Source organism: Bacillus sp. SRB_331 (assembly GCF_003264175.1).
Lineage (GTDB): Bacteria > Bacillota > Bacilli > Bacillales > Bacillaceae_G > Bacillus_A > Bacillus_A mycoides.
The window spans coordinates 456,472-481,747 of sequence record NZ_NADV01000007.1 but is presented as its reverse complement, the minus strand read 5'-3'; the positions used below and the strand labels follow the sequence as shown (position 1 = coordinate 481,747).

Sequence of the window (25,276 nt, the reverse complement as noted above, 5' to 3'; positions counted from 1 at the left end):
CAAAACCCCCTACTGATTAAAGTTTCACTTTATCCGTAATTTTCTCTAACTTATTTATTCGGCAGAGTAATAATATAACCCTCTTTAATTATCAAAATATACTGACTCTTTGTGACGAAATTGTGTATATGAAAGGAGTGGAAGTAGGTATCTTCCCTACTTCCACTCTTTCACAAAACTATTCTCCCAATTTCACTAAGCTGTAGTTCTTCTTTCCTTTACGAATAATAATAAACCTTCCATCAAATGAATTTTGGGCAGTAACATCAGTACCTACATCCGTTACCTTTTCACCATTCATAGATATAGCCCCATTATTAATATCTTCACGCGCTTGTCGTCTAGATGGTTCAATTCCTAAATCAACTAGCCACTCTACGATGTTTTTCGGCTCTTTTGAAGACTGGAATGTTGGCATCTCTTTAAATCCTTGTTCAATTTCATCGGCTGTTAGCGATTTAATATCTCCGCTAAATAACGCTGCTGTAATTTTCACTGCCTGTAAAAATGCTTCTTCTCCATGAACGAATTTCGTCATTTCTTCTGCTAATACTTTTTGCGCTTCACGTTTATGAGGCTCTGTTTCTACTTTCACAGCTAATTCATCAATTCGCTCTTTCGTTAAGAACGTAAAGTATTTCAAGTATTTAATTACATCACGGTCATCTGTATTCACCCAGAACTGGTAAAATTCAAACGGTGTTGTCTTTTCCGGATCAAGCCAAATAGCACCACCTGCTGATTTACCAAACTTCGTACCATCTGATTTTAATAATAATGGAATCGTTAATCCGAATACTTTCGCTTCATGACCTTCTAACTTACGAATTAAATCTAAACCACTCGTAATATTTCCCCATTGATCACTACCACCAATTTGCAATTGAACATCTTCTTTTGTGTATAAATGATGAAAATCCATCGCTTGCAAGATTTGGTACGTGAATTCTGTGAAAGAAATCCCTGTATCTAAACGACTTGCGACAATATCTTTCGCTAACATGCTATTTATGCTAAAGTTTTTTCCGTAATCACGTAAAAACTCGATAATGTTTATTTTATGTGTCCAGTCATAGTTATTTACCATCTTCACTTCGCTATTCCCGCCAAAGTCAAACAGCTTTTTCATTTGCGCTGTTAACGCATCAACATTATGCTGCACTACTTCTAAAGTTTGCAGTTGACGCTCTGATTGACGTCCACTTGGATCACCAATTGTTCCTGTTGCCCCACCAATTAAAATAACCGGATGATGACCAGCTAATTGGAATCTCTTCATCATCATAAACGGAATCAAATGTCCGATATGCATACTATCACCAGTCGGATCAACTCCGCAGTATAGTGAAATCTTTTTCTCTTCTACTAGTTTACGTAAACCTTCTTCATCTGTCTGCTGATTCACAGCACCGCGCCATTCTAATTCATCAATAATATTCATCTTTTGTCATCCCCTTTATTTTTTAAAAACAAAAAAGCCCCTATGTCTATGACATAGGGACGATTATTCACCGTGTTACCACCCAGTTTGCATAAATAGCATAGCTACTCATACCACTCTTAGCAATAATATCGATTGCCAATCCGCTTAGCATTACCTAAGATACTCCAGAGTGTAATTCGCAAGTTTGTTTGTGCTAGGTTCCAGCAACCCCTAGCTCTCTCGTTAACAGTGACAAACTGCTACTGGGCTCTTTCAACGTATATTTTATTTGTTAAATTATTAGCCATTATATTGAATCCAAATCAAATTGTCAACAATACCCAAATGTTATTTCGAAATAATTCATACTTTTATACGTTTTTTATTCAAAGATTACTGTAGATCTTCTCCAATAATCCTTACTTCTCTCTCTAATTTCACACCGAATTTTTCTTCAACAGTTGTTTGTACGAAATGAATTAAATCGATATAATCTTGTGCAGTTCCGTTATCAACATTCACCATAAATCCAGCGTGTTTTAAAGAAACTTCAACTCCGCCAATTCGCTTACCTTGCAGTCCTGATTCTTGAATAAGCTTACCAGCAAAATTATTTGGTGGACGCTTAAATACACTGCCACATGAAGGATACTCTAAAGGTTGTTTTGATTCACGCTTATACGTTAAATCATCCATCTTTTCCTTAATCTCTTCACGTACACCTTCTTCAAGTTCAAACCTCGCTTCAAGAATAATGTAATGATTGTTCGCAAATACACTCTTACGATATCCAAATTCAAATGCATCTTTCGTTAAAGTACGTAGCTCTCCATCACCTGTCATTACGACAGCTTCTGTTAGCACATATGCAACCTCACCGCCATATGCACCAGCATTCATATATAACGCTCCGCCAACTGAACCTGGTATACCACAAGCAAACTCAAGTCCTGTTAAACAGTGATCTAATGCAATTCGTGACACATCAATAATTGCTGCACCACACCCCGCAACAATCGCTGTCCCTGTTACAGTAACATTTGTAATATGAATTAAACTTACTGTAATCCCGCGCAGACCACCGTCTTTAATAATAACATTAGAGCCGTTTCCTAAAAACGTAACTGGAATATTGTATTGATTCGCATACTTTATAACTTCTTGAATTTCATCATAATTCGTAGGAGAAACGAACACATCCGCTTTCCCGCCCACTTTAATATGCGTATGATTCTTTAACATTTCATCTTGCTTCACATGACCTTCAGGCAATACTGTACTTAAATATTTATAAACCTCGTGCATATTCATTTTACGATTCCTCTATTTCTATAATCTTTTTATCCCACTATATACGGGTCCATAATATCCCCACATAAAAATGCATTACAAAACAACAGCTAACGTGGTGAATACGGTGTACATAAAGCACACCTATAAACCTCTTAAATTATAAGAGGTTCCACTCATATTAAAATATATATCGCATAATAAAGCAACCCAAATGGGCTACTAAACTTGACATGTAACCATATAGACAACAATTTGTAAAATATATAGGTTTTTCAAAGTAATACCCTTCAATATCTTACTATACCATACGAAAGAAAAGTGGTATTTTTTTGTAATCTTTACTTTATTTTCATCAATAAAAAAAGGGCACATCCCACAGAATGTGCCCTCTCTATACTTTTTAACTTATTTTTCGTTCTCTTCTTTTTCCTTATCAAACCATAATAGCTCATCGTCATCAACTTCACCATTATAATTGATTAGAATCTCTTCTCCAACTTTTATATCTTTGTAAGCAAAGAAGTTAAACGTATGATTCTCAAAGACAATATCATACGTTGCATTCGGCTTATATGAATGATTAAATAACATGCCGTATCCTAAAAGGAATGCCGTATGATTTACCCCATACTCAAATGCGTAGTCAGCAAGTAACGTTTTCTCAATGTGTTCATGCTGTTCATTCGGATAAGAGATAACTGGTGCTGAGTGAATCAACTCACCCTTTTTAATATCACGAGTTGCAAATACCCCTCTATTAAATTCTCCATCACTAAGTTCAGAAGTCTTAACTTCGATCATATGCGTCACCTATATAATTCTTTCTTTGAAGTATTTTATTCCGCTATTTGCGGGGTTCAACTAATAATCAGTAGCGTATAGCCCCACTAATTAAAGTCTCAGTTTATCTCCTTAAGCTTGGCAGAAAACGCGCAGAAAAGCAATTAAATTACTATCAAGTATTCATTTAAATGAAAAAAGAGCACACATGGTGTACCCTTTTTAAGAGATATTACTTTTCTAAAATATCTTCTAGCAACTTCACTTGCTCGCTAACAGTATGTAACGTCTTCACCGATGTATCATTTCGATGCTTTTCTTCTTCAACACTCGCTAACACTTCTTCCGTAGCTGCAGAAGTTTGTTGAATTACGTTAGAAGCATGTGTAACGTCCTTTACGATATTCGTCGTTTTAGCTTGGAAACTTTCTTGATGACCAACAATCTCCCTCATTACATCATTAATCGCATCAATAAACTTCCCTAAATCCGTTACATTCGTCAAAACACTTGCTAACATTTCGTTACATTCTTCTTGTACTCTTTCTGATTTCTCTACCTGTACTTCCACCTTGCTTGCTTGATGACTAAACTCCTTCAAAATACCTTGAATTCTCCCCGCAGAACGATTCGATTCTTCGGCAAGTTTTAATACTTCATTCGCTACTATAGCAAATCCTTTTCCGTGCTTACCTGCTCTTGCAGCTTCTATATTTGCATTTAAGGCTAACAAACTCGTCTGACTAGAAATATTCGTTATTACATCTACAATTTCGTTGATTTGCTTCGACTGCATCATTAAATCTCTAAATATAATTCCTGATTGTGAAACAACATCATTTAAACTTCTCATATTCGCTTCAAAATTTCGTAAAGTATGTACACTACCCTTTGAAATCTCTAAACTTTCATCAACACGAATCGATGCATTTCTTACTTGAGATATAATTTGTTCAATATTCCCTTCCATATCGTTCAATACTTCTACTGAACGTGACATCATCTCTGATTGTGATTGAGTGCCAACTGCCACCTCTTCAAAAGCAAAATTAATTTCACTCATCGACTCCATCGATGTATTCATATTTTGTCTTAAGTGATTGAAATTACTATCTAGTTTCCCAACCGTTTCCTCAATAAGTCTTTGCGTTTCTTCTAGCTCCTGAGCTTTCCTCATTACTTCTTGCTTCTCATCACTTAAACGAGCTAACAGATTAGAGCCAATCTTCGTTACGCCCCACATTGCAATCGTTACAATCGCTAACAAGCTTGCGAAATTTGCAGCTTCAGATGACGCTGTATACGCAAAAAATTGATTTGGCCAATAACTACAAAGTATAAATGTAACAACAACTGCTACCCCGCCAAGAATTAAAATAAGACGTTCACTCAAATAAATAAGTGAAACCGCTAATGTAAAATAGACCATTTGAAATACAGCTGGGCTTTCATTAAATGCTTGTACCATAATGAAAGACATAATAAGTAGCATACATGTCATGATGTATTTATACATTGCTTCCATACTTTCTATAAAAGTAAGCAGCGTTCCAAATACTACGATAGAAATACCACACATCCAAAATGCTATTGCTCTCTCTGTAAAAATATATCCGTAATACCCAATCGCGATTATCCCAAGGAAGAAACTACAAATCGTGATAAATAGCAATAAATGATTTTTCTGTGATTCTTTCTCAAGGTTAGAAAAACAAGTTCTCTTTAACCACTCCATATATGAAGCCCCACCTTCTACTCATACGTATCGATTACCTCAGCTTGAATACCGCACTCACTGGGTTATGATCGCTATTTTCAAACTTCAAATCTTTCCCTTGTACATTTACAATTTCAACATTCGGTGAAACGATAAAACCATCAATAATCGTGACGAAATTTTCACCTTCCACATATTTCTTCACATCATCTCTCACAGTCATAACAGACGGATCTACAGCCCACTTAAAGCCACCATCAGTAAAGTCCTTTGGTAACGCTACTAACCACTCAGGACGCTCTTTCACGAACTTCGGATCACTTAACTGAGCGTTAGAAATTAATTGATTCCAGTCTCCACCCATTATTACATAATCACCATTTTTATAATGCTTGTTCATATATTTTTTTAAATACTCTACTTGCTGCTTTCTAATTTTCCCACCTTCATCATAAGCAGATAAATGTAAGTTTACGAGCCTAACAAATTTCCCATTATTAACAGGAATTTTATGTTCAACAATCGCTCGGTCTAAATCAAATAAACGCTTTGGCCACGGCTCCATTCCAGGAAGCTGAAATCTCTTCGCTGTTTGAACCGTATATTTAGAAAATGTACTTAATCCAGCTTCAGCATATCCCATTGGACTTGTGATTGGTACAGGAACCCATTTTGTATCATAGTTCTTTCCGAACGAAGAAGCATAATCAGGTAGTCCTTTTTTCAAAAATTCATGCCCATTTACATCAAATGATCGCATTGATTTTATATCTACTTCTTGTAATAGCGCAAAATCACTATTCTCATTTTGTAAAAACGAAAGCATATTCTTTAAGTTAGTTTCAGTTTGTTCTTTACTACTTGAACCAGACCCTTTTCCCCCATCCATAAAGAAGTCTTGATCCTTATCTAATCCAGCATATCCAATATTAAATGTTGTAACTTTAAATTCATTTCCATGCGCAATTACGCGCTCTTTATTGTTTTCCACCTTCAAGCTTATAACATCAGCCGGCTGTTCTTTTGTAAGTGTCATATAAGCTAAAAACCCACCTACAACTCCCACACCTACTAAAATACATATAAGTACTATTTTTAATAACTTTTTCAAACAAACGACTCCTTTTCTAAAACATACGATTTTACTTTTCTTTATTTTCAGTTAAATAAAGAAATGACAGACATACGAAATATTTTATCACACTGAAAACCTTATATCACTATATTTAGTTTATAAGTAATGATTCCCTATCTTAAACTATTATATAAATACAAAATGCACCAACTTCTTCACTGGAAATTAAACGCAATGTTTAGTACACTATATGTAATAATCATAGGTGATGGAGTTCGCCATAACCGCTGCTTAGCTAATGACTCCTACCAGTATAACTACTGGTAGGAGTCTATTTTTTTGAGCAAGCTATTTAAAGAGGTGAGAAAATTGATTTATATTATCGTTGGCATCGCCGGCATATTAGGAGCCCTTTCCCGCTATTATTTAGGTCTTACTATTCATACATTTTGGCATCATTCTTTTCCATTAGCTACATTACTCATTAACTTAGCCGGCTGCTTCTTATTAGCATGGCTAACTACGTATATCGCCCGGCTAAACATCTTACCTTCAGAGGTTATCACAGGCATCGGGACTGGATTCATCGGTTCATTTACGACGTTTTCAACATTTAGTGTAGAAACTGTGCAATTAATCAATCATTCTGAATGGAGCACGGCTTTCTTATATGTATCATGTAGCATACTTGGCGGTCTCATTATGTCTGGACTTGGCTATACACTAGGTGATTTCTTAATTAAGAAATCACTTACGGAAGGTGATCACTTATGATGGAAGCTTTATTAGTGGCAACTGGAGGGTTTTTCGGTGCGATTACACGATTTGCAATTAGCAATTGGTTTAAAAAAAGAAATAAAACACCCTTTCCAATTGCTACATTCCTTATTAATATAACAGGAGCATTTTTACTCGGGTATATAATTGGCAACGGAGTCTCTACAGGATGGCAATTATTATTAGGAACTGGATTTATGGGCGCATTCACCACATTTTCGACACTTAAATTAGAGTCCATTCAGCTTCTCAATCGCAAAAAAATTTACACATTCCTTTTATATTTAAGTACTACTTACATAATTGGTATCCTATTCGCATTCCTTGGAATGAAGCTCGGTGGAATATAAAAAAGCGACTCTATTGAGTCGCTTTCTTTCATAAGAAGTATGTCCCGCCATATGGAATGGAAATAAAGTGAAACTTTAATCAGTGGGGGTTTTGTTCTTACCCACTGATTATTAGCCTTCACCAATCGGGCGTTTACGGGCAGCCCGACTCCCACCTAACTTCTTTGCTCCTGCCGAATTTTGAGGTGGGAATTTTACTGCCCGTTAATGCGGGATAAACCAGCTGGATACACATCATAATGTATACTTTGCACAGGAAGCTGTGAATACGACATATACTGGCTCTGCATCATTTGTGCTACTTGTGCTTGCTGCTGCATTTGAATCGCTTGATTCACAGCATGAATTGTCCCCTGTGCTCCTGCCAAAGTAATAGCCGATCCTACTTGTCTTTCAGGATAACAATAATGATTCACCATGATTCAGCTCACTTTTTATTTTTCTTCCCTATCGTATGTTTCTATTTCATGGCAAGTGTTTTATTACGCTGTCTTTTTTCGAAGCACCGAGAAAAGAGCCACACACAAAATTGCAACAATTCCAGTGAAGGTAAATAAATATGCTAACGGAATTAAGTAAAATGGCTCCACTAAAGTTCCGTCTGGTTTTACTTCCGAACCAATTACATTAAACATAATGATGCATAACACTCCTAAAAATATTGGACTAGAAGCTAATAAATATTTTTTCATAATATATTCTCCTTTGATTTCACAATTAATTTATCTGCATTCCTTTTTACTATTCTCAATACCATCATAATAAGCCCACTAACATTTTAAGTCAACAACTATTTATTGTTTTACAATAAATAGTTGTTGTTAAACATAATAAAAAAGGCTATAGACAATGATCGTCTATAGCCTTTTCACTCCATTATTTCGTTCTAAAATATTCCTTCTGGAACATGCACATTCTTATCGCATTATGGTAGTTTCCATCAACGAAAAACTCGTCGAGAAGTTCTCCTTCTACCATAAATCCAACCTTTTTATAAACATGTACAGCCTTTTCATTCTCTTTATCAACAACTAAATAGAGTTTATGCATATTTAATACAGAAAAAGCGTAATCCATCGCTAAACGCGTCGCTTCCGCTGCATAACCATGTCCTTGATAATTCGGATCAATAATAATCTGGAATTCAGTTCTTCGATGAATATAATCAATTTCCACTAACTCAACTAATCCAACCATCTCATTATCTTTCTCCAGGATAAAACGGCGTTCACTTTGATCGTGGATATGTTTATCATATAAATCCTGTAGTTCTACAAAAGCCTCATACGGCTCTTCAAACCAATAAGACATAATATGTGCGTTATTATTAAGTTCGTGCACGAACTTTAAATCTTCCCGTTCTAAAGGACGTAACTTTAATTCCTGACTCATTTCTATAACCTCCAAGTAAAATAACCTCTTCACTTAATTTCTCAATTTTTTTCGATTTCAAACGCCCTAATTACATTGTAAACCTTCAAGTAACTTGAAGGTCAAGGTACAAAAAGTAGTGCAAACTTATGTCTGCACTACTCTTTTCTCAAATCTCTCATATTCGATATGTATAAAGCAATAACTAAAACAAGAATGGATCCCGCATATAATAACGTCTCCATCGGTTCCTCATGAGATACAATAATTAATCTAATTAAAGCCGTAATTCCGATATAAATAAAATAACGTAACGGAAAATGATAATTCGATTTGAAATACTTAATAATTAATGCGATAAACTCGAAGTATAAGAAATAGACGATAATACTTTCAACTAATTTATAAGATGTATACTTCTTCGTCGAAAATATGTATTGAATAAAAGTAATCGTTTCATTAATTAAAAAGATAGATAAGACAATGGATAATATGATTAGAGCTATATTTAATATCCACTGCAAGACACTAGCAATAAAATGATCGATGTTAAATGATTTCATTTTCTCTTTAAACTCCCCTTCGTATAAGTACTTGTTCATTATAGCAAACTTACAATTATAGGAGTGTTAAATCATATATGATCGTCCTCTTTCACTATCACCATTAGGATATCTTTGCTTAATATAGTTGCCTCCCCAATCGCAAAGTACTTTTAAAACTTCTTTTAATGATTGTCCCTGTTTCACTCAACTTTCGGTGGTACTTGATTGTATACTTTTCTAGACACAAGCCCATCTTTTTCAAGCTCTTTCAATTGCTCAGTAAGCATTTTTTGCGTAATACCAGTTACCAATCGTTTTAACTCGCCCGTTAATGCGGGATAAAAATCAAACGACTTTATTATCTCTATACAAATAGGGATTAGCAAATAAGGTTACTATAACCTCAAAAAAAGAAATCTTATTTTAACTTTCCTATTGATAGGTTAACACGATAATTCCCGTACTCTAATAGTCGTCCTAGAAATTTATCTAAGTCTTCATTGGAAGCAAAATGTGTTTTTAATAAATAACATCCCTCACCACTTATACGGTCTACTTCAGAAATCCCTTCTTCTTTTTGAAAGAAATTCATAAACTCTTGATGATTAGCTGTTGTTACGAATAAAGTAACAAATGCAGTCACTACTTGTCCTAATTTGATTCGGTTTATTGCGATTGTATATTGTTCAATAATCCCTAAATCCTCTAATCTTCGAATTCGATTTCCTACAGCCTGCCCCGTCATATGTATTTTTTGACCAAGTTCTTTCCATTGTATTCTTGAGTTTTCTCCTAATAATTTCAGTATCTCAAAATCTGTTTGATCAATGATATAAACCAATCCTTTCATCGTGAAAGTAGAAAGCCAGAAAGTGTTTCGCCAACTTATTCTGCTTGTCGATACAATTCACTATACTTAGTTTATCCTCTTACATCACATTGTTTATCAGTTATATTTACTTATAACACAGAGGACGCAACAAAAAAATACATCTAGATTTAAAGGAGGTTACAAATATGTTATTACAAGAGATTTTATCGTTCAATGAACAATTTGTAGAAAATAAAGAATACGCTCCTCGTGAAGCGACAAAAATGCCTAAAAAACGTATGGTTGTTGTTTCTTGCATGGACGCTCGTTTAATTGAGCTACTTCCAAAAGCTTTAGATATACACGATGGTGATGCAAAAGTTATCAGAAATGCAGGTGGTAAAATTGCTTCTGCTTTCGATAGTGTTATGCAAAGTGTTGTCGCATCAGTATATGATCTAAATGCAGATGAAATCTTCCTTATCGGACACCAAAGATGTGGTGCGAGCCAAACTAATCCAAAAGGAACACTTCAAAAAATATTAGATCGTGGAGTAGCTTCACCAGAAATTTTATCAGCGATTGAATATGCTGGTGTTGACCTTGAAAAATGGTTATTTGGATTCGATGATGTCAACGGTTCAACTCAAGCTAATGTTGATTTAGTAAGAAATCATCCACTTATTCCAAAAGATGTTCCTGTACATGGTTTAGTTATTGATCCTCACACAGGTAAATTAGATTTAATAGTTGATGGATATAAAGCATTAAATGGTATGAAAAATTAATTATTACTTAAATGAAGGGAAGTTATTAGATATGAATAGACAAGAAGCTACGCAAAAAATTATGGAAGCAAAAATTGCAAAAGGTTTAACATGGGAAGAAATTTCAAAAGTAAGTGAAAACTCTGAGACTTGGGTTGTAACAGCGTTATTAGGACAAGCTACAATGACACGTCCAGAAGCAGAAAAAATCGGTAAACTATTAGAATTAGATGAAGAAGTAGTTCAAGCATTAACAGTAGTTCCACTTAGAGGTCAAGTAATGCAAATGCCTCCTACTGACCCAATCTTATATCGATTATATGAAATGATGTTACAATACGCACCAACTCTTAGAGAATTAATCTTAGAAAAAGCTGGAGAAGGTGTAATGAGTGCAATTAACTTCAATCTAGGTGTGGATACACAAGAAGATCCAAAAGGTGGCGACCCTCGTATCGTGATTACACTTAACGGGAAATTCTTACCGTTCCGTACATGGTAATTAATTAAAAATCTATCTATATAATTAAAGTAATTTTATAGATTTACAAAATCCATCCTTTTTAATCTAGCTGTGTAGAAAGGATGGATTTTTACTATGAGATTCTTTTTATACAAGGGAGAATAATATGAATAAAAAATACGTCGATACGAGCTTTAGTATTCTACAGTGGTTTGTGTTTTTATTAGCAAATGCAATTGCATTGCCTATCATTATTGGTGGCATATTCCATTTATCAATAGAAGATATCTCAACATTAATGCAACGAACTTTTTTAGTTGTAGGAGTAAGTTCATTTATACAAGCATGGTTTGGGCATCGCTATCCCATAGCGGATGGGCCAGCCGGTTCATGGGTAAGTATATTTGTCATATTGGGACAAGTCGCTATGCATCAGGGACAAAGTGCAAAGGATGTATTACAACTTTTAGAAGGCGGATTAATTATTGCAGGTATATTACTCTTCGTCCTTGGTATAACAGGGCTTGTTCATCGAATTCTACGTTTATTTACACCCTTGGTTACAGGAACTTTTCTTTTAATATTATCTCTTCAGCTTAGTGGTGTGTTACTAAAAGGAATGATGGGATTACAAGGAGCTGTAACTCATCCTGATTATACAACGGCTGCTATTGCGCTCTTTGTTTTTGCCCTTATTACTTTCTTATCAATTAAAGGGAACGGATGGATGAAAAGTTACGCTGTGTTACTTGGAATTTCATGTGGTTGGCTTTTGTATGCTGTATTAGGAAAATCATCTCATATGCCTTCACACACACCGTTAGTTAAGTTACCAGAGCTATTTTCTTGGGGCACACCTAGATTAGATATTGGAATGGCTCTAACTGCAACTTTATTTACATTTCTTTTAGTTGCAAATACAATCGCTGCTATTTCGGCTGTAAAACAAGTGGCTCCGTTATCTAAAGAAAATGAAAAGCAAATACTGAACCGCGGCGTGTGGGCCGGAGGTATATCGCATATTATCTCGTCGTTGTTTTCTACAATTGGAATTGTACCATTACCTGCATCAGCAGGATTTATTCAACTAACAGGACAAAGAAAAGTGAAGTCGTTCCTTATAGCAAGTCTTATATTAGCAGGAATTTCTTTTATTCCTTCAATTGTAAACTTTATATCCTCGCTACCAGGTCCTATTGCTAATGCCGCACTTTTAGCAACATTTGTCCAAGTAATAGGCATTTCATTTCAATCCATTTTACGTGAAGAATTAAATCAACGCCGATTAACTATATTAGGAATTTCATTATTAATCAGTTTGGGAATAATGTTTCTTCCAGAAAGTGCATTTAGCGGAATTCCTTCTTCCTTACAATATGTTTTAAGTAATGGATTACTTGTGGGTACCATGCTTGTCATTCTATTGGAACAGTTTTGGAAAGAGTAAAATTTGTGACTAAGTAAAAAAGCGCCCTGCTTACAGGGCGCCTTTTTATACCTAATGACTAATACTAGCAGTTGGGTATAATGTTGTTCCTCCAATTGAAACTTTTATTTCATTTGTTAATGGAACATTTTGTTCATTAATAATTGTTCTCCACCATTCCCATGCAAGACCAGTACATTCTCTTGCTACGATTTTTATATTTTTTGAATTTGGTGGAAGAGGGATAACTGTAGAGTAATGAGCCGTTTTGTCTTTGCCGCTACCATCCCATGTTTTATGTGTTAGTACTTCTTTACCATTTTGATCAAATGTGAATTCATCCCAAGATACATCAAATTGCGCAACGTAAGCACCGTAATGATCCAGTGTCATTTTAGCACTTGAATATTCTGTAGTTGTCGTCTCGATATAATCTGTATTGTTATGAACAGCAGCAGTTGCATTATCTTTTAAAAAAGTACTTGTATATGAAATTGGGTATGCTGGATTTTTAAGACTTAATTCAGCATTATCTTTAATGATATTTCGGATTTCATTGAAATCTTTAGTAACAACCTTGTTATGCTCTTTCGCATCTCCGCCTAATACTACAGCAGTAAAAGTACTTTCTTCAAAAATATCTTTGTACTGTCCATTCGTTTCGACGCTGTTATTCTTAAGTAAGGCTTTAAAAGCAGCTTGTACATCTTTGCTCTTAGATGTTGTTTCTAATTTTACATAAACAGTTCTACCATAAGCTACATTTGAGACCATAACAGGTGGGGCCGAATTACTTACACCTTTACGAGTTAACTCACCAAAAGTAACACTATTATCAAAAAGATCGGATGGATTGTTAGGTAGTTCAGCACTTACGGTATAAAATATTTGCTTATATGCCGCTACCATCACTTTTTTCTCTCCATTTGCAACCGCATTAAAATCAATGTTTAGACTGTTATCAAGATATTTGGCGTTAACGTTAAGGGCACTTGCGATTTGTGATTTACTATAAACCATTGATTCTGTATACTGCATTCTTGCAGGTAACGTATGTGTTTTAGAATACTTTTCATTCCAAGTAGATACTAAATCATCTACTCCTCCAGCCACATTACCATATGTCGGATTCTGGACAGTAATTGTATTTTCTTTTCTCATGCCAGGTAAGTCTATACTAATATTTAAAGGCTTTCTCTTAGCCACTAATAAACTCGGTTGATTGTCTGCAAAAGCTTTATTTGCAAGTTGTACCGCTCCTGGATACGTACGATTCACCACAGAATCAATAATCGAAATATCGACTGGTGAAGTTGTAAGTGATTTTTTCTCGCGTTCCACTACTACAAATTTACCATTTGAATTGATACTTTCTTTCGGAACAAAACTCTCTACCTTATCACCATTTACAGCTAAAACCTCTTGATTATTATATTTAAGATTTGCTATACCAGTATCAATGCCACTAGCATTTTTGGTTACATCAGTTGCATTACCTACTTGTGTTTCTGCGAAGGAAATAGATGAATAATTAATAGTGCATAGACTAACTAATAAACACGCAAGGAACTTTCTTCTTTTAGTGTTTTTCTTAATATTCAGAAAAATTACCCCGTTCTTTTTTTAGTAAGATATGATAATGATTGATAAATGATAGCTAACTAATAAACCTACATAAATGCTTTCAAAAGTTCTTGAATTAACGGGATTACGCCACCTACAAATTTCAAAACTGCCATTGCGATTTCCATATTATTTCCTCCTTTTTTATTGCTACGAAAATGTGATTTATCTTTATGCCCTCATTATAGTGACCCCTTACACTTTTATCAATACACTCTTATATGCAATATTACATACAAAAAAAACAAGCTAAATTCTTATAAAAAGTTATACAGAGATAAATTTTTCGTTTGGTAAATACTTGAAAATACGAAGCGTTCCTTTGCATTTCATGAGTAATTTACAAGTTTATTGTTGGAAGCATCGCAGGACCGGAAGTAATGAAATACATGCAGGACTGTTACGAGCAGCCAGAAATATCAAGAGTTATCATGGGCAACCGCATTAAAAAAAGCTGCTGCCTATAAAATACAGACAGCAACTTCAACTAGAGTAGCTGGCATGATTTACACAAGCTACAGTATTTTTTTGACATACTCATTTTTTACACTTTGTAACTAATAAACAGCAATTGGCCCATAAGGACCATTGATAATTTCTATTTTTGTTTCAAAAATATCTGTCAAAATTTCCGGGTCCATAACCTCTTCTACTGTTCCAAAAGCAGCAATTTGTCCATCTTTCATAGCACAAATTTTATCAGAATATTTGGCTGCAAAATTTATGTCATGCATAACAGTCAAAATTGTTCTTCCAAATTCATTAGCCGCACGTCTCAAATGCTCCATCATTTGAACAGAACGAGCAACATCAAGGTTGTTCAGAGGCTCGTCCAAAAGTACATATTCAGTCTCTTGGCACAATACCATCGCTACATATGCCCTTTGTCTTTGACCACCAGAAAGCTCATCTAAATATCTATTCTCTAAATTAGTTAAATCTAGAAAATCGATATATTTAGAAATAATAACTTCATCCTCTTTAGTTAATCTTCCCTTTGAATAAGGAAAGCGCCCAAATCCAACTAATTGTCTAACAGTAAGCCTAGTTACAAAATGATTCTCTTGTCGCAATATAGTCAAAACTTTTGCTAAGTCTTTTGATTTGGATTCAGAAACATCCATATTTGCTACCTGAATTTGGCCTTCATCCATATCTAAAAGTCTTCCAATCATCAATAGTGTCGTTGACTTTCCAGCGCCATTTGGTCCAATTAAAGAAGTAAAGCCCGCTTTTGGTATTTCAATATCCAAAGGTCCTATTTTCACCTTATCAGTATAGAACTTTTTAACATTATCAATTTTTATCATAAAGCCCTCTTCCTTAAAACTATAGTTAAGAATATTATTCCACCAAATAATTCAATAATAACTGAAACTACACCTTGAGCATGGAATACATGATACATTAAAAAGTATGCACTCGTCATTATCAAAAATCCTATTGCAAAAGCCATTGGAAAAATATATCTATGATCATAAGTTGACGCCGCCTGATAACTCAAAGTTGCTACTAAAAAGCCGTAGAAAGTAAGTGGCCCAATTAGAGCTGTTGAAATGGACATCAAAATAGCAACTAATACAAGCGTATAAATTACACTAGGTTGATATTTAACTCCAAAAGAAGTAGCAACATCCTTTCCTAGTGACAAAACATTCAAATTCTTAGAATGAGCAAAAATTAATACTGCTACAATTATGATCATAGGAATTACAATAGGAAAATATGCAGGATCTGCGTGATTAACAGAACCAAATAATTTCGCTTGTAAAATATCAAACTCTGAAGGCGCAAGTAGCTTTCTCATAAAAGTTGACACAGAATTTAGTCCGGTACCAATAATAATTCCAACTAAAAGCATAAGTTGTAAATTCCCGTATTTACCGGAAAGTAACCATCCATAAAGTATCAAACTCATGAAGACCATAACAACAACTTGGAATACAAACGATCCAATTCCATTAAAGTTTATTAATGCACTAGCACCAAAGAAGAATATTGTACTCGTATGAATTGCTGAATAAAGTGATTCGAAACCTAAAAGCGAAGGAGTAATAATCTTATTGTTCGTAATAGATTGGAAAGCAACTGTCGACAAGCTATGGCAAACTGCAGCAATAATCATCGCAACAATGGCTATTATCCTTCTCTTAACAACTGGGATAAAAGAAGGTGAATCTATCGGAACTGGATTGTTATAAACTAAAAGTCCATATGAAGAAAGGAGACCTAAAGCGATCAATGTTATCAGTACAATCCAATAACGTCTTGCTTCCTTCTTAGAACGAAAAGCGCTAGCTGATCTACTTTCATTATGAAGGCTAGAATCGATTTCGACATTTTCTTTATTTCTATAGTCTAATGTGATCATCGCAGCCTCCTTGGTTTTCTTTTTCTCAATAAAATAGTAATAAATACGACTGCTCCCACTGTTGCAAGTATTAAAGAAACAGGTACTTCAAAAGGCTTTATAATTGTTCGAGAAATGATGTCACAGGCAGTTATTGTCCCCATTCCGATCACACATACCCAAGGTAAATTACTCCTAAGATCATCTCCCCTAAACATTGAAACAATGTTTGGAACAATTAATCCCAAGAAAGGTAAGTTTCCAATAACAGCTGCAACAATTCCAACTGCAACAGAGATAAGGCCAGTCCCAAAAAGAACAATTCTATTGTAATTAACTCCAAGGCTTGTTGCGACATCTTCTCCTAGTCCAGCTAAAGTCAATCTATTAGCATACATAAAAATAAGCAAAGTAACGATAACAATCAGCCATAAATATTCATATCTTCCCACCTGAACGGTAGCAAACGAACCTACGAACCAAGTTTCAATACTTTGCGTCATTTGAAAAAGGAGTCCCAAAAAAGTAGACACTGCAGAAATAACTGCTCCAAGCATCAATCCGATAATCGGGACAATTAAAGACGAACGAAGTTTAACTCTTCTTAAAAATAGAAAGAAAATCATAGTTCCTATAAAAGAAAAAATGATTGCACCAGTCATTCTTTGAACTAACGTCGGGGCAGGAAATAATAAATATACAAAAAGCAGGCCTAAGCCTGACCATTCAATAGTCCCCGTTGTAGTAGGTTCAACAAAACGATTCTGTGTAATTAATTGCATTACGAGCCCTGCCATCGCCATTGCAGCTCCAGTAAGCATTAATGCAACTGTTCTCGGAACACGAGTGATGAAAAACATCTCCATTCCGTCCTCTTGTCCACGTATATCATAAACTCCAGTAAACAGTGATATAATCCCTAAAATTATAACAACTATAATCGCTATTATAAAAGGTTTTGTCCATATTTTATTGTGATTATAAAACTGGGGTTGAGAAATATTCTCAACCCTAGAAATCATATTTTTTGACACTGTTTCGTACTCCTTTACACTACTTAGCTAAAGTTTTTGCGATATTTCCAAATAACTCTATATAAGTCTCAATTGATTCATTTGTGTAAGTATCTGCTGGTGCATAAATAACTTGTTTTTTAGAAACAGCAGTTGTGTTTTGAAGAGCAGGTGATTTAGAAATAACATCTTGAGCAGGAGCTGAAGTAGCAGCATCAGATGTTGCAGCATCACGATCTAATACGAAAAGCCAATCAGGATTTGTTTGTGCAATAGCTTCAACAGAAACGTCATCACCTTTATGACCTGCAGTAGAATTAGACACTTCTAGTGCTGGAGTCCAACCGAAAATCTCATACATTGGTCCCCAAACGCGACCAGAGTGAGGAGCAGCAAAACCAATATTCCCACCAGTAACGATAACACTCATAACTTTATCTTTTCCATTATAAGAAGATTTTACATTTTCAATAGATTTATCAAAATCAGCTACTAATTTTTTAGCTTCTTTATCTTTATCAAAGATTTTTCCTAAAGAAATTGTAGAATCTTTAAGTCCTTTTACTAAGTTTTCTCCAGGCTTAGTAGCTTTCTCAGAAACATCAACATTAAGATCGATAACAGCTGCATTTGGCACTAATTTTTTGATTTCTTCGTAATGGCCAGCAAATCTTTGACCAACGATTACAAGTTCAGGGTTTGCCGCTGCAATAATTTCAAGATTTGGTTCGCGGTGATTTCCAATATTTTGAACTTTACTATCCTTTACATATGCTGAATCTGCAGGCATTACATCCTTTGGAGCAGCCGCTAATTTAATTCCCCAATCAGCTAAAGTTTCAAAAGTTCTATTATCTAAAGCAACTACATTTTTTGGATTTACAGGGACTTTAACAGTTCCATGTGCATCAGTGATTTCAACCGTTTTTGGCTTATCACTACTATCACCTTTATTAGCTTTCGAAGTTTCCTTACTTGAATCTGAGCAAGCTACTAACATTAAAGTGAAAATTGCTAGAATACTTACTAATTTTAAAAGCATAGTTTTTTTCATACGTATACTCCTTATAATGTAATTTAGTTTGAAAATGATAACGTCCATAGATTAAATTAGATAGTAACTTTTATGCATCTAAATTGCTATTGATAATCATTTTCATTTGAACATCCTGTTAATAAGTATAGTCATTAATTATGTGAAAATCTTGTGAATGGTGTGAGTTAATAAAATTAAACATACATTAGATACAGTCTCATCTAATGCGCACCAGAATCATCCCCCACACGTACTAATCAATAGATTGGGCACCTTATAAACCATGATTTCTACTGCAAAAAAAATGCCCATGAATAGCTAATTTTTCATAATCCATTGCCTGGTAGCAATCTTCTTTTTATAGTTTCCGTCTTTTAATATTTCACAGAAACTATTTGATTATCAGGTTTAATAGAAAAAACTGTACTTTACCTATTATCTTATTTTATCATTCAATCATTGAATAGCCCCTGCCATGTATCGTTTGAATATATCTATCTCTCTTCTCGCACTTTAACTTTTTTCTTACATACCCAATATATAAATCCACTACATTGGGATTGACTACTACGTTATATCCCCAAACCTGGTTCAAAAGCATTTCACGGCTCAATATTGTATTTTTATTCTTGATTAAAAATACAAGTAAATCGTACTCGCGCTTAGTAAGCATGAGATTTTTACCACCTTTTTTCACAATATTGCTAGATGCATCAACAAAGAGATCTTTAAACTGAAAAAAGTTTGTCTCATTTTGCTGGATACAGTCACTTCTCCTTAAAATAGCTTGAACCCTCGCTACTAATTCTTCTTTCACAAATGGTTTTCTTATATAATCATCTGCTCCTGCTTGTAGCCCTGCTATGCAATCCTTGCTAGAAATATTGTCGGTCACAATAATTATCGGTGTCGTTTTAACAAGTCGTATTTGTCTGCAAATTTCTGGTCCCGATATACTTAATGAATCCCAATCCAATATGATAATATCCCAATTTTGTTCATATATTATATTTAAACCTTGGTTTTCATTGTGAAGTTTTAAAATGAAATAGCCTTCTTGCGTTAGACCGCTTACGATTTTCTTTGCAAAAGACCGTTCATTCTTAATTACTAACACCTGCTTCACCGATGGTTCACCTCTACTTCAATATAACTTAGTTAGATAAAAAATTATCCCAAAAAAATAATTTAAGATTTATAAATATTAAATCCCTAAAAAAAGCCGTTATAACAGCTTATTAGGAGAACTCTATATAATCTTACAATAGATATGGATAAAAACACAAAATATATGAAGATTTAAATACATATTATTTAATCATTAAGAGCAACTATATTATCTAGCTGCTTATTATCAATAACTATTCCCCCAGTTTCTGTTTCAAGGGTACCGCCCCATCCCCTGAAACTTAAGTATTTTATAAAACCACAAAACAAAAAAACTGTATTCTTTCTATTTTTCTACTTATAAATACTTGTGTAGAAGTGATTTTGTTGTTGTTTATTTTAGATAAAATTGTGATCGTTAGGGGATAACACACACAAGGTGTATTGAGAATGGAATTGAAAGAACCGAAGAATTAGATACATTCTGTTTTGAGAACAATAACTTTGCCGCAAACAAAAAGAACCATAACCCCGCCAATCTGGCAAAGTTATGGTTCATATCATACAATGTAACTTTACCCATAAAGTTGCCGCTAAAGGAAGCATAACTTTGCCGGAAATCACATGTTATTGAGGAGATTTAGTTGATTATTCGAGGAAAAAGGAAGCATAACTTTGCCGTGGATTAATTATTAACCCATAAGCTTGCCGTGAATTTTATAACAAGACAAATAAAAATACCTATTATCAGTATGAGGTATTTAATCTTACTATTTTATTCATTAGAACTTTTATACGACAAGTTCAGTAACTTTAACAATGGAATTTTAGTATACAGGCTTAATGATAAAAGTGCTTGTAGTGATATCCTTTGCTTTCTAAGCATAATTGCTTTTAGAGTCATAGGATGTATTTCTGCCGCTTTACAAAACTGGCGATGGTCACTTTGAAAAAGAACTGTTACATACTGTTCAAGCATTAAAGAGATCTCTTCTATTGTCGGAGGAACAATGTATGGAGCTACTTGTAACAATTCTCCTATACTTTTATTAATCCATTCATCTCTTTGAGTTATCTCATATTGCTTTTCCGAAAAATCATATTCTCTTTGTCCTAACCAATTACCACATGCATAACAATGACCCCGAGACTGTCTAATAGCTACTTGTTCTCTCCTACATTTTGGATTAGGACACAAAGCTTCTAATTTTCTTTTATGCTTCAAACATACAGTGGCACAATCAAAATACCAAATAAATGGTTCATATATTTCTTCATCAACCTTCTTCCATTCATCAAGACAGTGGGGACACCACTTCTTATGAAATTTATATAAATTCTGAGAATATACAACTTCCTTCCAAGTTAGCATCGTCATGTACTTAAAACCTTTTTGTAACGTTAACAGTTCTAAGGATTCAGCAATTATCGATGTACTTTTTGCCATACTATAATAAGAAGTCTGATTGATAAAACTTCCCTGTTGAGGTTCTTTAGAAAGTAAGTTACGCTTCTCTGGATGCAAAAAAATAATATGAGAAACAAGGGTTCTTAATTTAACATTATGCGCATCAGCAAGTCTTTTAAGATAACTATTTAAGCATTCAACCATTGGAGTACCAATATTTATAGGTTTTATAGGATAGAAATAACTAACTGTTGGCTTTTTAGATATATCCATATTTTCAGCCTTCCATATAATCTTGTTTACCTACGGGATCTCTTTTTGGATTACGTATTCCTACCTTACGCCCTCTAGTCGCAACTGTTTTTTCCGCTTGCTTTTCCTCTCTCTCTTTTAATCCTATTTTATATAAGAAATTCATCCTATGTTGTTCATCTTCATCAAATAAAGCTTCACCTTGTTCAATTTCCCCATACAACATTTCTAAAGCCTGAATTGGCATAGCATATTTATGTAGCATTTCTTTTGTAATGGTGCTTTTTTGATTATGAAGAGCATCTCCGAGACAACGAGTTAACCAATCTTTTAATATACCTACACACCCCAATGTACGCTCATAAATAAAATCTGCATGCTGTAATAAATTAGGTTCTTCTTCTAGAGGCATGTTTTTTTGCAACATACGAATCACTGATAAAAATGTACGGTATTCATCTACATTACTGGCTTTATATCTTGGGAAGTGTATACTAATTGTCCTACGACTAAGCTGAGCACTTAAATTAAAAAATTCTTTTAATTCATATGTACCAACTAATATGTGAGGTACTTTTGTTTGATTTGCTAAAGACTTAATAGTATCTAGTTGATTTTGTAAACTTTTAGAGCCCGATACTTTTAGCAAATGTTGCGCTTCATCCAATATACAAGCTACAGGTCTTCGAAACTTAAATGCGTTCTCAAGGGAGCTTCTTAACGCATACCAGGTAGATTTACTATGATAGTTAATTGTAGAATTTGGCACCTTATCCTTTTGGTCTTCTATAATAACCTTATGATTTATAAGTGGTTCCTGTAATGCCTCTAAAGTTCGATAATAATAATCTTTCCAAGTAAATTTTCCAGAATCAAATCCTACAACTTCAGTTCTTACTATAGGGATTCTCCCTCGATCCCTTACTAATTCTTCCTTCATTTGTTCAATGAAATATTCTTCTAACACGTGGGCTAAAGTTGTTTTTCCTACCCCACTTGGTCCAAGAACTAAAAAGATAAAGGTTCCTGCCGGATTAAGGATACAAGATATGAGTTGTTCTTTGACTTGTTTAATTATAGTATGTTCTACCACAAGACTTTCAAATTGCTTTAACTTCTTATCTTGTTCAACAAATGAAGGTCTATTCTCATTCTCTTTATATTTATTCATCTTAATCTCAGCCTCCCTTCTTATAGATATCAAACTCTTGAAATTCCATATTTTCCAATAAATCTTTAGCTTTTGATGAAATAGAAGAAGGATATTGTTCTTCAAATTCGTTCTGATCCCCTTTAGAAGACAATTGCCTCTTCATATTCTCTGCCATTAATTTCTCTTTTTCCTCAATATTATTAACAAATTCAGCAATTTTCTTAGCTGTGATGCTATATCCTTTGACATGATTTTGTTTTCTTTTCTTAATTTCCTCCATAGCTAATTTTAACTCTCGTTCCGTTTTCCCTTTTAATTCATGATAATATTCAGAGGTACACGTTATCCATTTTTTATTTACATACGCGTAAGCAATTCCGATATTAAATGGATCATATCTCACAGGTACACTTTTCGCCTCAAGTATAGAATTATTCAAAGCAGGGCTCCAATAATTTATATAATTCACTTTAATACCTGTACGTAAATTCACTTTAGCCACCCCATTCCTTGTAGACGGCAAAGTAGTAACGATAAAGTTTTCATCATACGAGATGAAATCAAGTTTCCGCTCTCCTGTTCTATATATGCCTTCATTAAGTGCTTCATTAGGCGTAAGCCCTTCCAATGATGGATGTACATTATTGCTGTATACCTCCACTAGCCATTTATCAAACACATCCTCTAAATTTTCCAAAGTCCATATCGCGTGATTTACAGGATTTACAGCCTTGGTAACTTGTCGAACATTCTTCATAATTTGAGTATTTCCCCTTAGATTATGAAGAAAATTAGAATTCGAGGTGCCAAACAACCTTTCAATTACACTTCCAAATCTAGCTTTTGCTGGTGGTCTTACTTTTTTGTTAATTTCGTACATAGCTGTAAATGTCTCGAAATAAATGCTGTGAAATTCTTTTCCTCCGTCCACTACAATAGATTGCGGAAGTCGATGATATTTACGCACACATTCTCTCAATGCTACCATCACTGATCTATAACTAGGTGACTCGAAGGTAATATAATGGGAAAGGACCATTCTAGAGTAAGCATCCACTAATAATGTTAACCATGGTTTTCCTAATACTTTCCCTGTCCTAGAACATACAACCTGAATATCTAACTGTGTATGATCTATATGTGTAATCTCAAAAGGCCTATCCCCATGTTTTGGAACGCTTCTTTCTAAGTTCCAATAAAACGGCTCATGCTTATAAGCAGACCGTTCTCCTTGTCTTTTCTTGACTTGTTCATACCGATTTCTATGCTTAATAGCTTTACAAAATGTTTTAAAGCTTGGAACAGGAATATTTTTACTTTCACATAGAATGACTAGCTGTCCGTATACGATCGTTTTATTCTTCTGTTTAAGATTCTCATATTCCCTTTCAATTACTTCTTCTATTAGAGATATTGTTTCAGCTGGAAGCTTTTTCTCTCGATTACCCTTGCTTTGATTTTTAGTTAATAAACCTATATATCCATTTCCATATATCTGTTGCGCCTCTTTGTAGTCTTTTACCCACTGTCTCAAAGTTCTTTCAGAAACTTCACTACTAGGTATTTTTTCATTATTTAATTTTCGCTTAACTACATTTATTTTTCTATTAGCCTTTGCCAACTCTTCTGGTCCCATTTCTAATATATTTTCTATAAAGGGCGCATATTTTCTACCCTCTTCTTTTTCATTTTTGTGATCTATCCTACCGTTATTCAGCAACTCTATAAAATGTATTTTAGGTAGTTCTAATAATCCATTTTCATCCGAATAAAGCGAGATGGATTGAAAACCTACATTTACAATCCTCCAAACAATTCCGTCCCACATAACTGTCGCATTAACATCTATGGTTACAGCTGTTATTGGATGAATATTTTCGGTTTTTGTTGAATTAATACTTTCAAATGCCTTGCTATGCTGTTCACTCAAAAAAATTGGTACATCATTAGAATTGGCAATTATATATTTCACCAGGTCCACATATATTTCATTCTTCACAATCAATGTATATACATCATCAGCATTTGTTGTTTTTAAAGAAGTGAGTAGTTCGGATAATTTCATCCCTAAATTCGAGGAAAGAATATTAAGGATTTCTTTTTTCTTTTCTTCTGATACTGTATAATCTCCATTCTTGAGATACGCCTCTAGAAATATAAGATTTCTGTACACATTTATATCTATTTCAGCCGATGATCGAACAACAAAGTCCAAACCTAATTGACTGGCTGCGATTTCTGCAGGCGGACACCTCCAGTTCCCCCCCTTATCTTTTAAGTACCTTACCGGATCTTTTTCTGAAAGCTTAATTAGTTGTTCTTCTGTTTTCCATTCCTCAATCTGTACACCATCTTTTCTTAACACTAGAAAATCTGGGGTATAATAAAAGGCGATTCTCTTACCATTTTCCCGGGAATAATCTAACTTTAAATTAATAGGCTGATCATAATACTCAAGTACATCATCATCATATTCCATTACGTACATAGCAACTAGTTCAACCGTATAACTCTCATATTGAATAGACATCCCCAT

24 protein-coding genes, 1 pseudogene, 1 riboswitch and 1 other annotated feature are annotated in these 25,276 nt (G+C 34.3%); of the genes and pseudogenes, 5 read left to right on the top strand and 20 right to left on the bottom strand.

All coding sequences use genetic code 11. The features are described from left to right. Positions 1-178: 178 nt before the first annotated feature. The 5 genes from tyrS to B5P42_RS06000 form a co-directional block, all read right to left on the bottom strand. Positions 179-1,441: a tyrosine--tRNA ligase gene (gene tyrS, locus B5P42_RS06020; RefSeq protein ID WP_113733829.1), complete on the bottom strand. Its 1,263-nt coding sequence runs from the start codon at positions 1,439-1,441 to the stop codon at positions 179-181. A gap of 52 nt (positions 1,442-1,493) precedes the next feature. After that, positions 1,494-1,709, bottom strand: a binding site (T-box leader). Between the two features lie 107 nt (positions 1,710-1,816). Further along, positions 1,817-2,734: a UDP-N-acetylmuramate dehydrogenase gene (gene murB, locus B5P42_RS06015; protein WP_002016019.1), complete on the bottom strand. Its 918-nt coding sequence runs from the start codon at positions 2,732-2,734 to the stop codon at positions 1,817-1,819. 387 nt (positions 2,735-3,121) lie between these two features. Beyond that, positions 3,122-3,517 carry an SET domain-containing protein gene (locus B5P42_RS06010; protein WP_002129853.1) on the bottom strand — a complete coding sequence of 132 codons (396 nt, stop codon included), beginning with the start codon at positions 3,515-3,517 and terminating at the stop codon, positions 3,122-3,124. Between the two features lie 211 nt (positions 3,518-3,728). Further along, positions 3,729-5,231 (bottom strand): DUF4077 domain-containing protein, encoded by a 1,503-nt coding sequence (locus tag B5P42_RS06005; protein ID WP_113733828.1) that lies wholly within the window; start codon positions 5,229-5,231, stop codon positions 3,729-3,731. A gap of 34 nt (positions 5,232-5,265) precedes the next feature. Then, complete coding sequence (locus B5P42_RS06000; protein ID WP_113733827.1) at positions 5,266-6,324, bottom strand: endonuclease/exonuclease/phosphatase family protein; 1,059 nt, start codon at positions 6,322-6,324, stop codon at positions 5,266-5,268. A gap of 219 nt (positions 6,325-6,543) precedes the next feature. Then, positions 6,544-6,603, top strand: a riboswitch (Fluoride riboswitch). Between the two features lie 54 nt (positions 6,604-6,657). Between B5P42_RS06000 and crcB (B5P42_RS05995) the strand changes: the two genes are divergently transcribed. Together crcB (B5P42_RS05995) and crcB (B5P42_RS05990) are read left to right on the top strand one after the other, a co-directional pair. Next, positions 6,658-7,062, top strand: coding sequence for a fluoride efflux transporter CrcB (crcB, locus tag B5P42_RS05995; protein ID WP_002143706.1), 405 nt, complete (start codon positions 6,658-6,660; stop codon positions 7,060-7,062). After that, positions 7,059-7,415: a fluoride efflux transporter CrcB gene (crcB, locus tag B5P42_RS05990; RefSeq protein WP_002167412.1), complete on the top strand. Its 357-nt coding sequence runs from the start codon at positions 7,059-7,061 to the stop codon at positions 7,413-7,415. The genes crcB (B5P42_RS05995) and crcB (B5P42_RS05990) overlap by 4 nt, the downstream gene beginning before the upstream one ends. Before the next feature lie 194 nt (positions 7,416-7,609). Here the strand turns inward: crcB (B5P42_RS05990) and B5P42_RS05980 are convergent, their stop codons facing one another. The 6 genes and pseudogenes from B5P42_RS05980 to B5P42_RS05955 all read right to left on the bottom strand — a co-directional run bounded on the left by B5P42_RS05980 (position 7,610) and on the right by B5P42_RS05955 (position 10,181). Then, entirely contained in the window at positions 7,610-7,834 is a 225-nt protein-coding gene (locus B5P42_RS05980) for a DUF3947 family protein (RefSeq protein ID WP_113733825.1), read from the bottom strand. 63 nt (positions 7,835-7,897) lie between these two features. Further along, on the bottom strand, positions 7,898-8,110 hold the full coding sequence (locus B5P42_RS05975; RefSeq protein WP_181458785.1) for a DUF3955 domain-containing protein: 213 nt from the start codon (positions 8,108-8,110) through the stop codon (positions 7,898-7,900). A gap of 181 nt (positions 8,111-8,291) precedes the next feature. Then, the gene (gene speG, locus B5P42_RS05970; protein ID WP_002034701.1) at positions 8,292-8,807 is read right to left on the bottom strand and encodes a spermidine N1-acetyltransferase; all 516 of its coding nucleotides are present in this window, start codon (positions 8,805-8,807) and stop codon (positions 8,292-8,294) included. A 137-nt stretch (positions 8,808-8,944) separates the two neighbouring features. Then, on the bottom strand, positions 8,945-9,349 hold the full coding sequence (gene psiE / locus B5P42_RS05965) for a phosphate-starvation-inducible protein PsiE (RefSeq protein WP_002089513.1): 405 nt from the start codon (positions 9,347-9,349) through the stop codon (positions 8,945-8,947). 71 nt (positions 9,350-9,420) lie between these two features. Beyond that, positions 9,421-9,717: pseudogene (locus B5P42_RS05960) on the bottom strand (winged helix-turn-helix transcriptional regulator). 32 nt (positions 9,718-9,749) lie between these two features. Next, positions 9,750-10,181, bottom strand: coding sequence for an Lrp/AsnC family transcriptional regulator (locus B5P42_RS05955; protein WP_002089514.1), 432 nt, complete (start codon positions 10,179-10,181; stop codon positions 9,750-9,752). 167 nt (positions 10,182-10,348) lie between these two features. Between B5P42_RS05955 and B5P42_RS05950 the strand changes: the two genes are divergently transcribed. The 3 genes from B5P42_RS05950 to B5P42_RS05940 all read left to right on the top strand — a co-directional run bounded on the left by B5P42_RS05950 (position 10,349) and on the right by B5P42_RS05940 (position 12,819). Then, a complete protein-coding gene (locus tag B5P42_RS05950) occupies positions 10,349-10,930 on the top strand; it encodes a beta-class carbonic anhydrase (RefSeq protein WP_000926491.1) in 582 nt (193 codons plus the stop codon). Positions 10,931-10,961: 31 nt separating this feature from the next. After that, positions 10,962-11,411 (top strand): cyanase, encoded by a 450-nt coding sequence (gene cynS / locus B5P42_RS05945; protein WP_001081567.1) that lies wholly within the window; start codon positions 10,962-10,964, stop codon positions 11,409-11,411. Positions 11,412-11,538: 127 nt separating this feature from the next. After that, on the top strand, positions 11,539-12,819 hold the full coding sequence (locus tag B5P42_RS05940) for a purine/pyrimidine permease (RefSeq protein ID WP_113733824.1): 1,281 nt from the start codon (positions 11,539-11,541) through the stop codon (positions 12,817-12,819). Positions 12,820-12,870: 51 nt separating this feature from the next. On the opposite strand, the gene alo is transcribed toward B5P42_RS05940, so the two are convergent. The 9 genes from alo to B5P42_RS05895 all read right to left on the bottom strand — a co-directional run bounded on the left by alo (position 12,871) and on the right by B5P42_RS05895 (position 25,219). Continuing rightward, entirely contained in the window at positions 12,871-14,400 is a 1,530-nt protein-coding gene (alo, locus tag B5P42_RS05935) for an anthrolysin O/cereolysin O family cholesterol-dependent cytolysin Alo (protein ID WP_113733823.1), read from the bottom strand. A gap of 578 nt (positions 14,401-14,978) precedes the next feature. Continuing rightward, entirely contained in the window at positions 14,979-15,731 is a 753-nt protein-coding gene (locus tag B5P42_RS05930) for an iron ABC transporter ATP-binding protein (RefSeq protein WP_002192292.1), read from the bottom strand. Next, on the bottom strand, positions 15,728-16,792 hold the full coding sequence (locus B5P42_RS05925) for an iron chelate uptake ABC transporter family permease subunit (protein ID WP_002089519.1): 1,065 nt from the start codon (positions 16,790-16,792) through the stop codon (positions 15,728-15,730). Before B5P42_RS05925 ends, B5P42_RS05930 begins: the two co-directional genes overlap by 4 nt. After that, positions 16,789-17,805, bottom strand: a complete 1,017-nt coding sequence (locus tag B5P42_RS05920) for an ABC transporter permease (protein WP_002166486.1) — start codon at positions 17,803-17,805, stop codon at positions 16,789-16,791. The genes B5P42_RS05925 and B5P42_RS05920 overlap by 4 nt, the downstream gene beginning before the upstream one ends. A gap of 19 nt (positions 17,806-17,824) precedes the next feature. After that, positions 17,825-18,838 carry a siderophore ABC transporter substrate-binding protein gene (locus B5P42_RS05915; protein ID WP_113733822.1) on the bottom strand — a complete coding sequence of 338 codons (1,014 nt, stop codon included), beginning with the start codon at positions 18,836-18,838 and terminating at the stop codon, positions 17,825-17,827. Positions 18,839-19,268: 430 nt separating this feature from the next. After that, on the bottom strand, positions 19,269-19,946 hold the full coding sequence (locus tag B5P42_RS05910; RefSeq protein WP_113733821.1) for a response regulator transcription factor: 678 nt from the start codon (positions 19,944-19,946) through the stop codon (positions 19,269-19,271). A 756-nt stretch (positions 19,947-20,702) separates the two neighbouring features. Continuing rightward, on the bottom strand, positions 20,703-21,608 hold the full coding sequence (locus tag B5P42_RS05905; protein ID WP_113733820.1) for a TniQ family protein: 906 nt from the start codon (positions 21,606-21,608) through the stop codon (positions 20,703-20,705). A 4-nt stretch (positions 21,609-21,612) separates the two neighbouring features. Next, a complete protein-coding gene (locus B5P42_RS05900; RefSeq protein WP_113733819.1) occupies positions 21,613-22,758 on the bottom strand; it encodes an AAA family ATPase in 1,146 nt (381 codons plus the stop codon). Between the two features lie 7 nt (positions 22,759-22,765). Beyond that, complete coding sequence (locus B5P42_RS05895) at positions 22,766-25,219, bottom strand: TnsA endonuclease N-terminal domain-containing protein (protein WP_258397424.1); 2,454 nt, start codon at positions 25,217-25,219, stop codon at positions 22,766-22,768. Positions 25,220-25,276: the final 57 nt, after the last annotated feature.

Coding starts and splice junctions, on each gene's coding strand:
- tyrS (WP_113733829.1), bottom strand. CDS start 1,441: ATGAATATTATTGATGAATTAGAATGGCGCGGTGCTGTGAATCAGCAG.
- murB (WP_002016019.1), bottom strand. CDS start 2,734: ATGAATATGCACGAGGTTTATAAATATTTAAGTACAGTATTGCCTGAA.
- B5P42_RS06010 (WP_002129853.1), bottom strand. CDS start 3,517: ATGATCGAAGTTAAGACTTCTGAACTTAGTGATGGAGAATTTAATAGA.
- B5P42_RS06005 (WP_113733828.1), bottom strand. CDS start 5,231: ATGGAGTGGTTAAAGAGAACTTGTTTTTCTAACCTTGAGAAAGAATCA.
- crcB (WP_002167412.1), top strand. CDS start 7,059: ATGATGGAAGCTTTATTAGTGGCAACTGGAGGGTTTTTCGGTGCGATT.
- B5P42_RS05980 (WP_113733825.1), bottom strand. CDS start 7,834: ATGGTGAATCATTATTGTTATCCTGAAAGACAAGTAGGATCGGCTATT.
- speG (WP_002034701.1), bottom strand. CDS start 8,807: ATGAGTCAGGAATTAAAGTTACGTCCTTTAGAACGGGAAGATTTAAAG.
- psiE (WP_002089513.1), bottom strand. CDS start 9,349: ATGAAATCATTTAACATCGATCATTTTATTGCTAGTGTCTTGCAGTGG.
- B5P42_RS05955 (WP_002089514.1), bottom strand. CDS start 10,181: ATGAAAGGATTGGTTTATATCATTGATCAAACAGATTTTGAGATACTG.
- B5P42_RS05950 (WP_000926491.1), top strand. CDS start 10,349: ATGTTATTACAAGAGATTTTATCGTTCAATGAACAATTTGTAGAAAAT.
- cynS (WP_001081567.1), top strand. CDS start 10,962: ATGAATAGACAAGAAGCTACGCAAAAAATTATGGAAGCAAAAATTGCA.
- B5P42_RS05940 (WP_113733824.1), top strand. CDS start 11,539: ATGAATAAAAAATACGTCGATACGAGCTTTAGTATTCTACAGTGGTTT.
- B5P42_RS05930 (WP_002192292.1), bottom strand. CDS start 15,731: ATGATAAAAATTGATAATGTTAAAAAGTTCTATACTGATAAGGTGAAA.
- B5P42_RS05925 (WP_002089519.1), bottom strand. CDS start 16,792: ATGATCACATTAGACTATAGAAATAAAGAAAATGTCGAAATCGATTCT.
- B5P42_RS05915 (WP_113733822.1), bottom strand. CDS start 18,838: ATGAAAAAAACTATGCTTTTAAAATTAGTAAGTATTCTAGCAATTTTC.
- B5P42_RS05905 (WP_113733820.1), bottom strand. CDS start 21,608: ATGGATATATCTAAAAAGCCAACAGTTAGTTATTTCTATCCTATAAAA.
- B5P42_RS05900 (WP_113733819.1), bottom strand. CDS start 22,758: ATGAATAAATATAAAGAGAATGAGAATAGACCTTCATTTGTTGAACAA.
- B5P42_RS05895 (WP_258397424.1), bottom strand. CDS start 25,219: ATGGAATATGATGATGATGTACTTGAGTATTATGATCAGCCTATTAAT.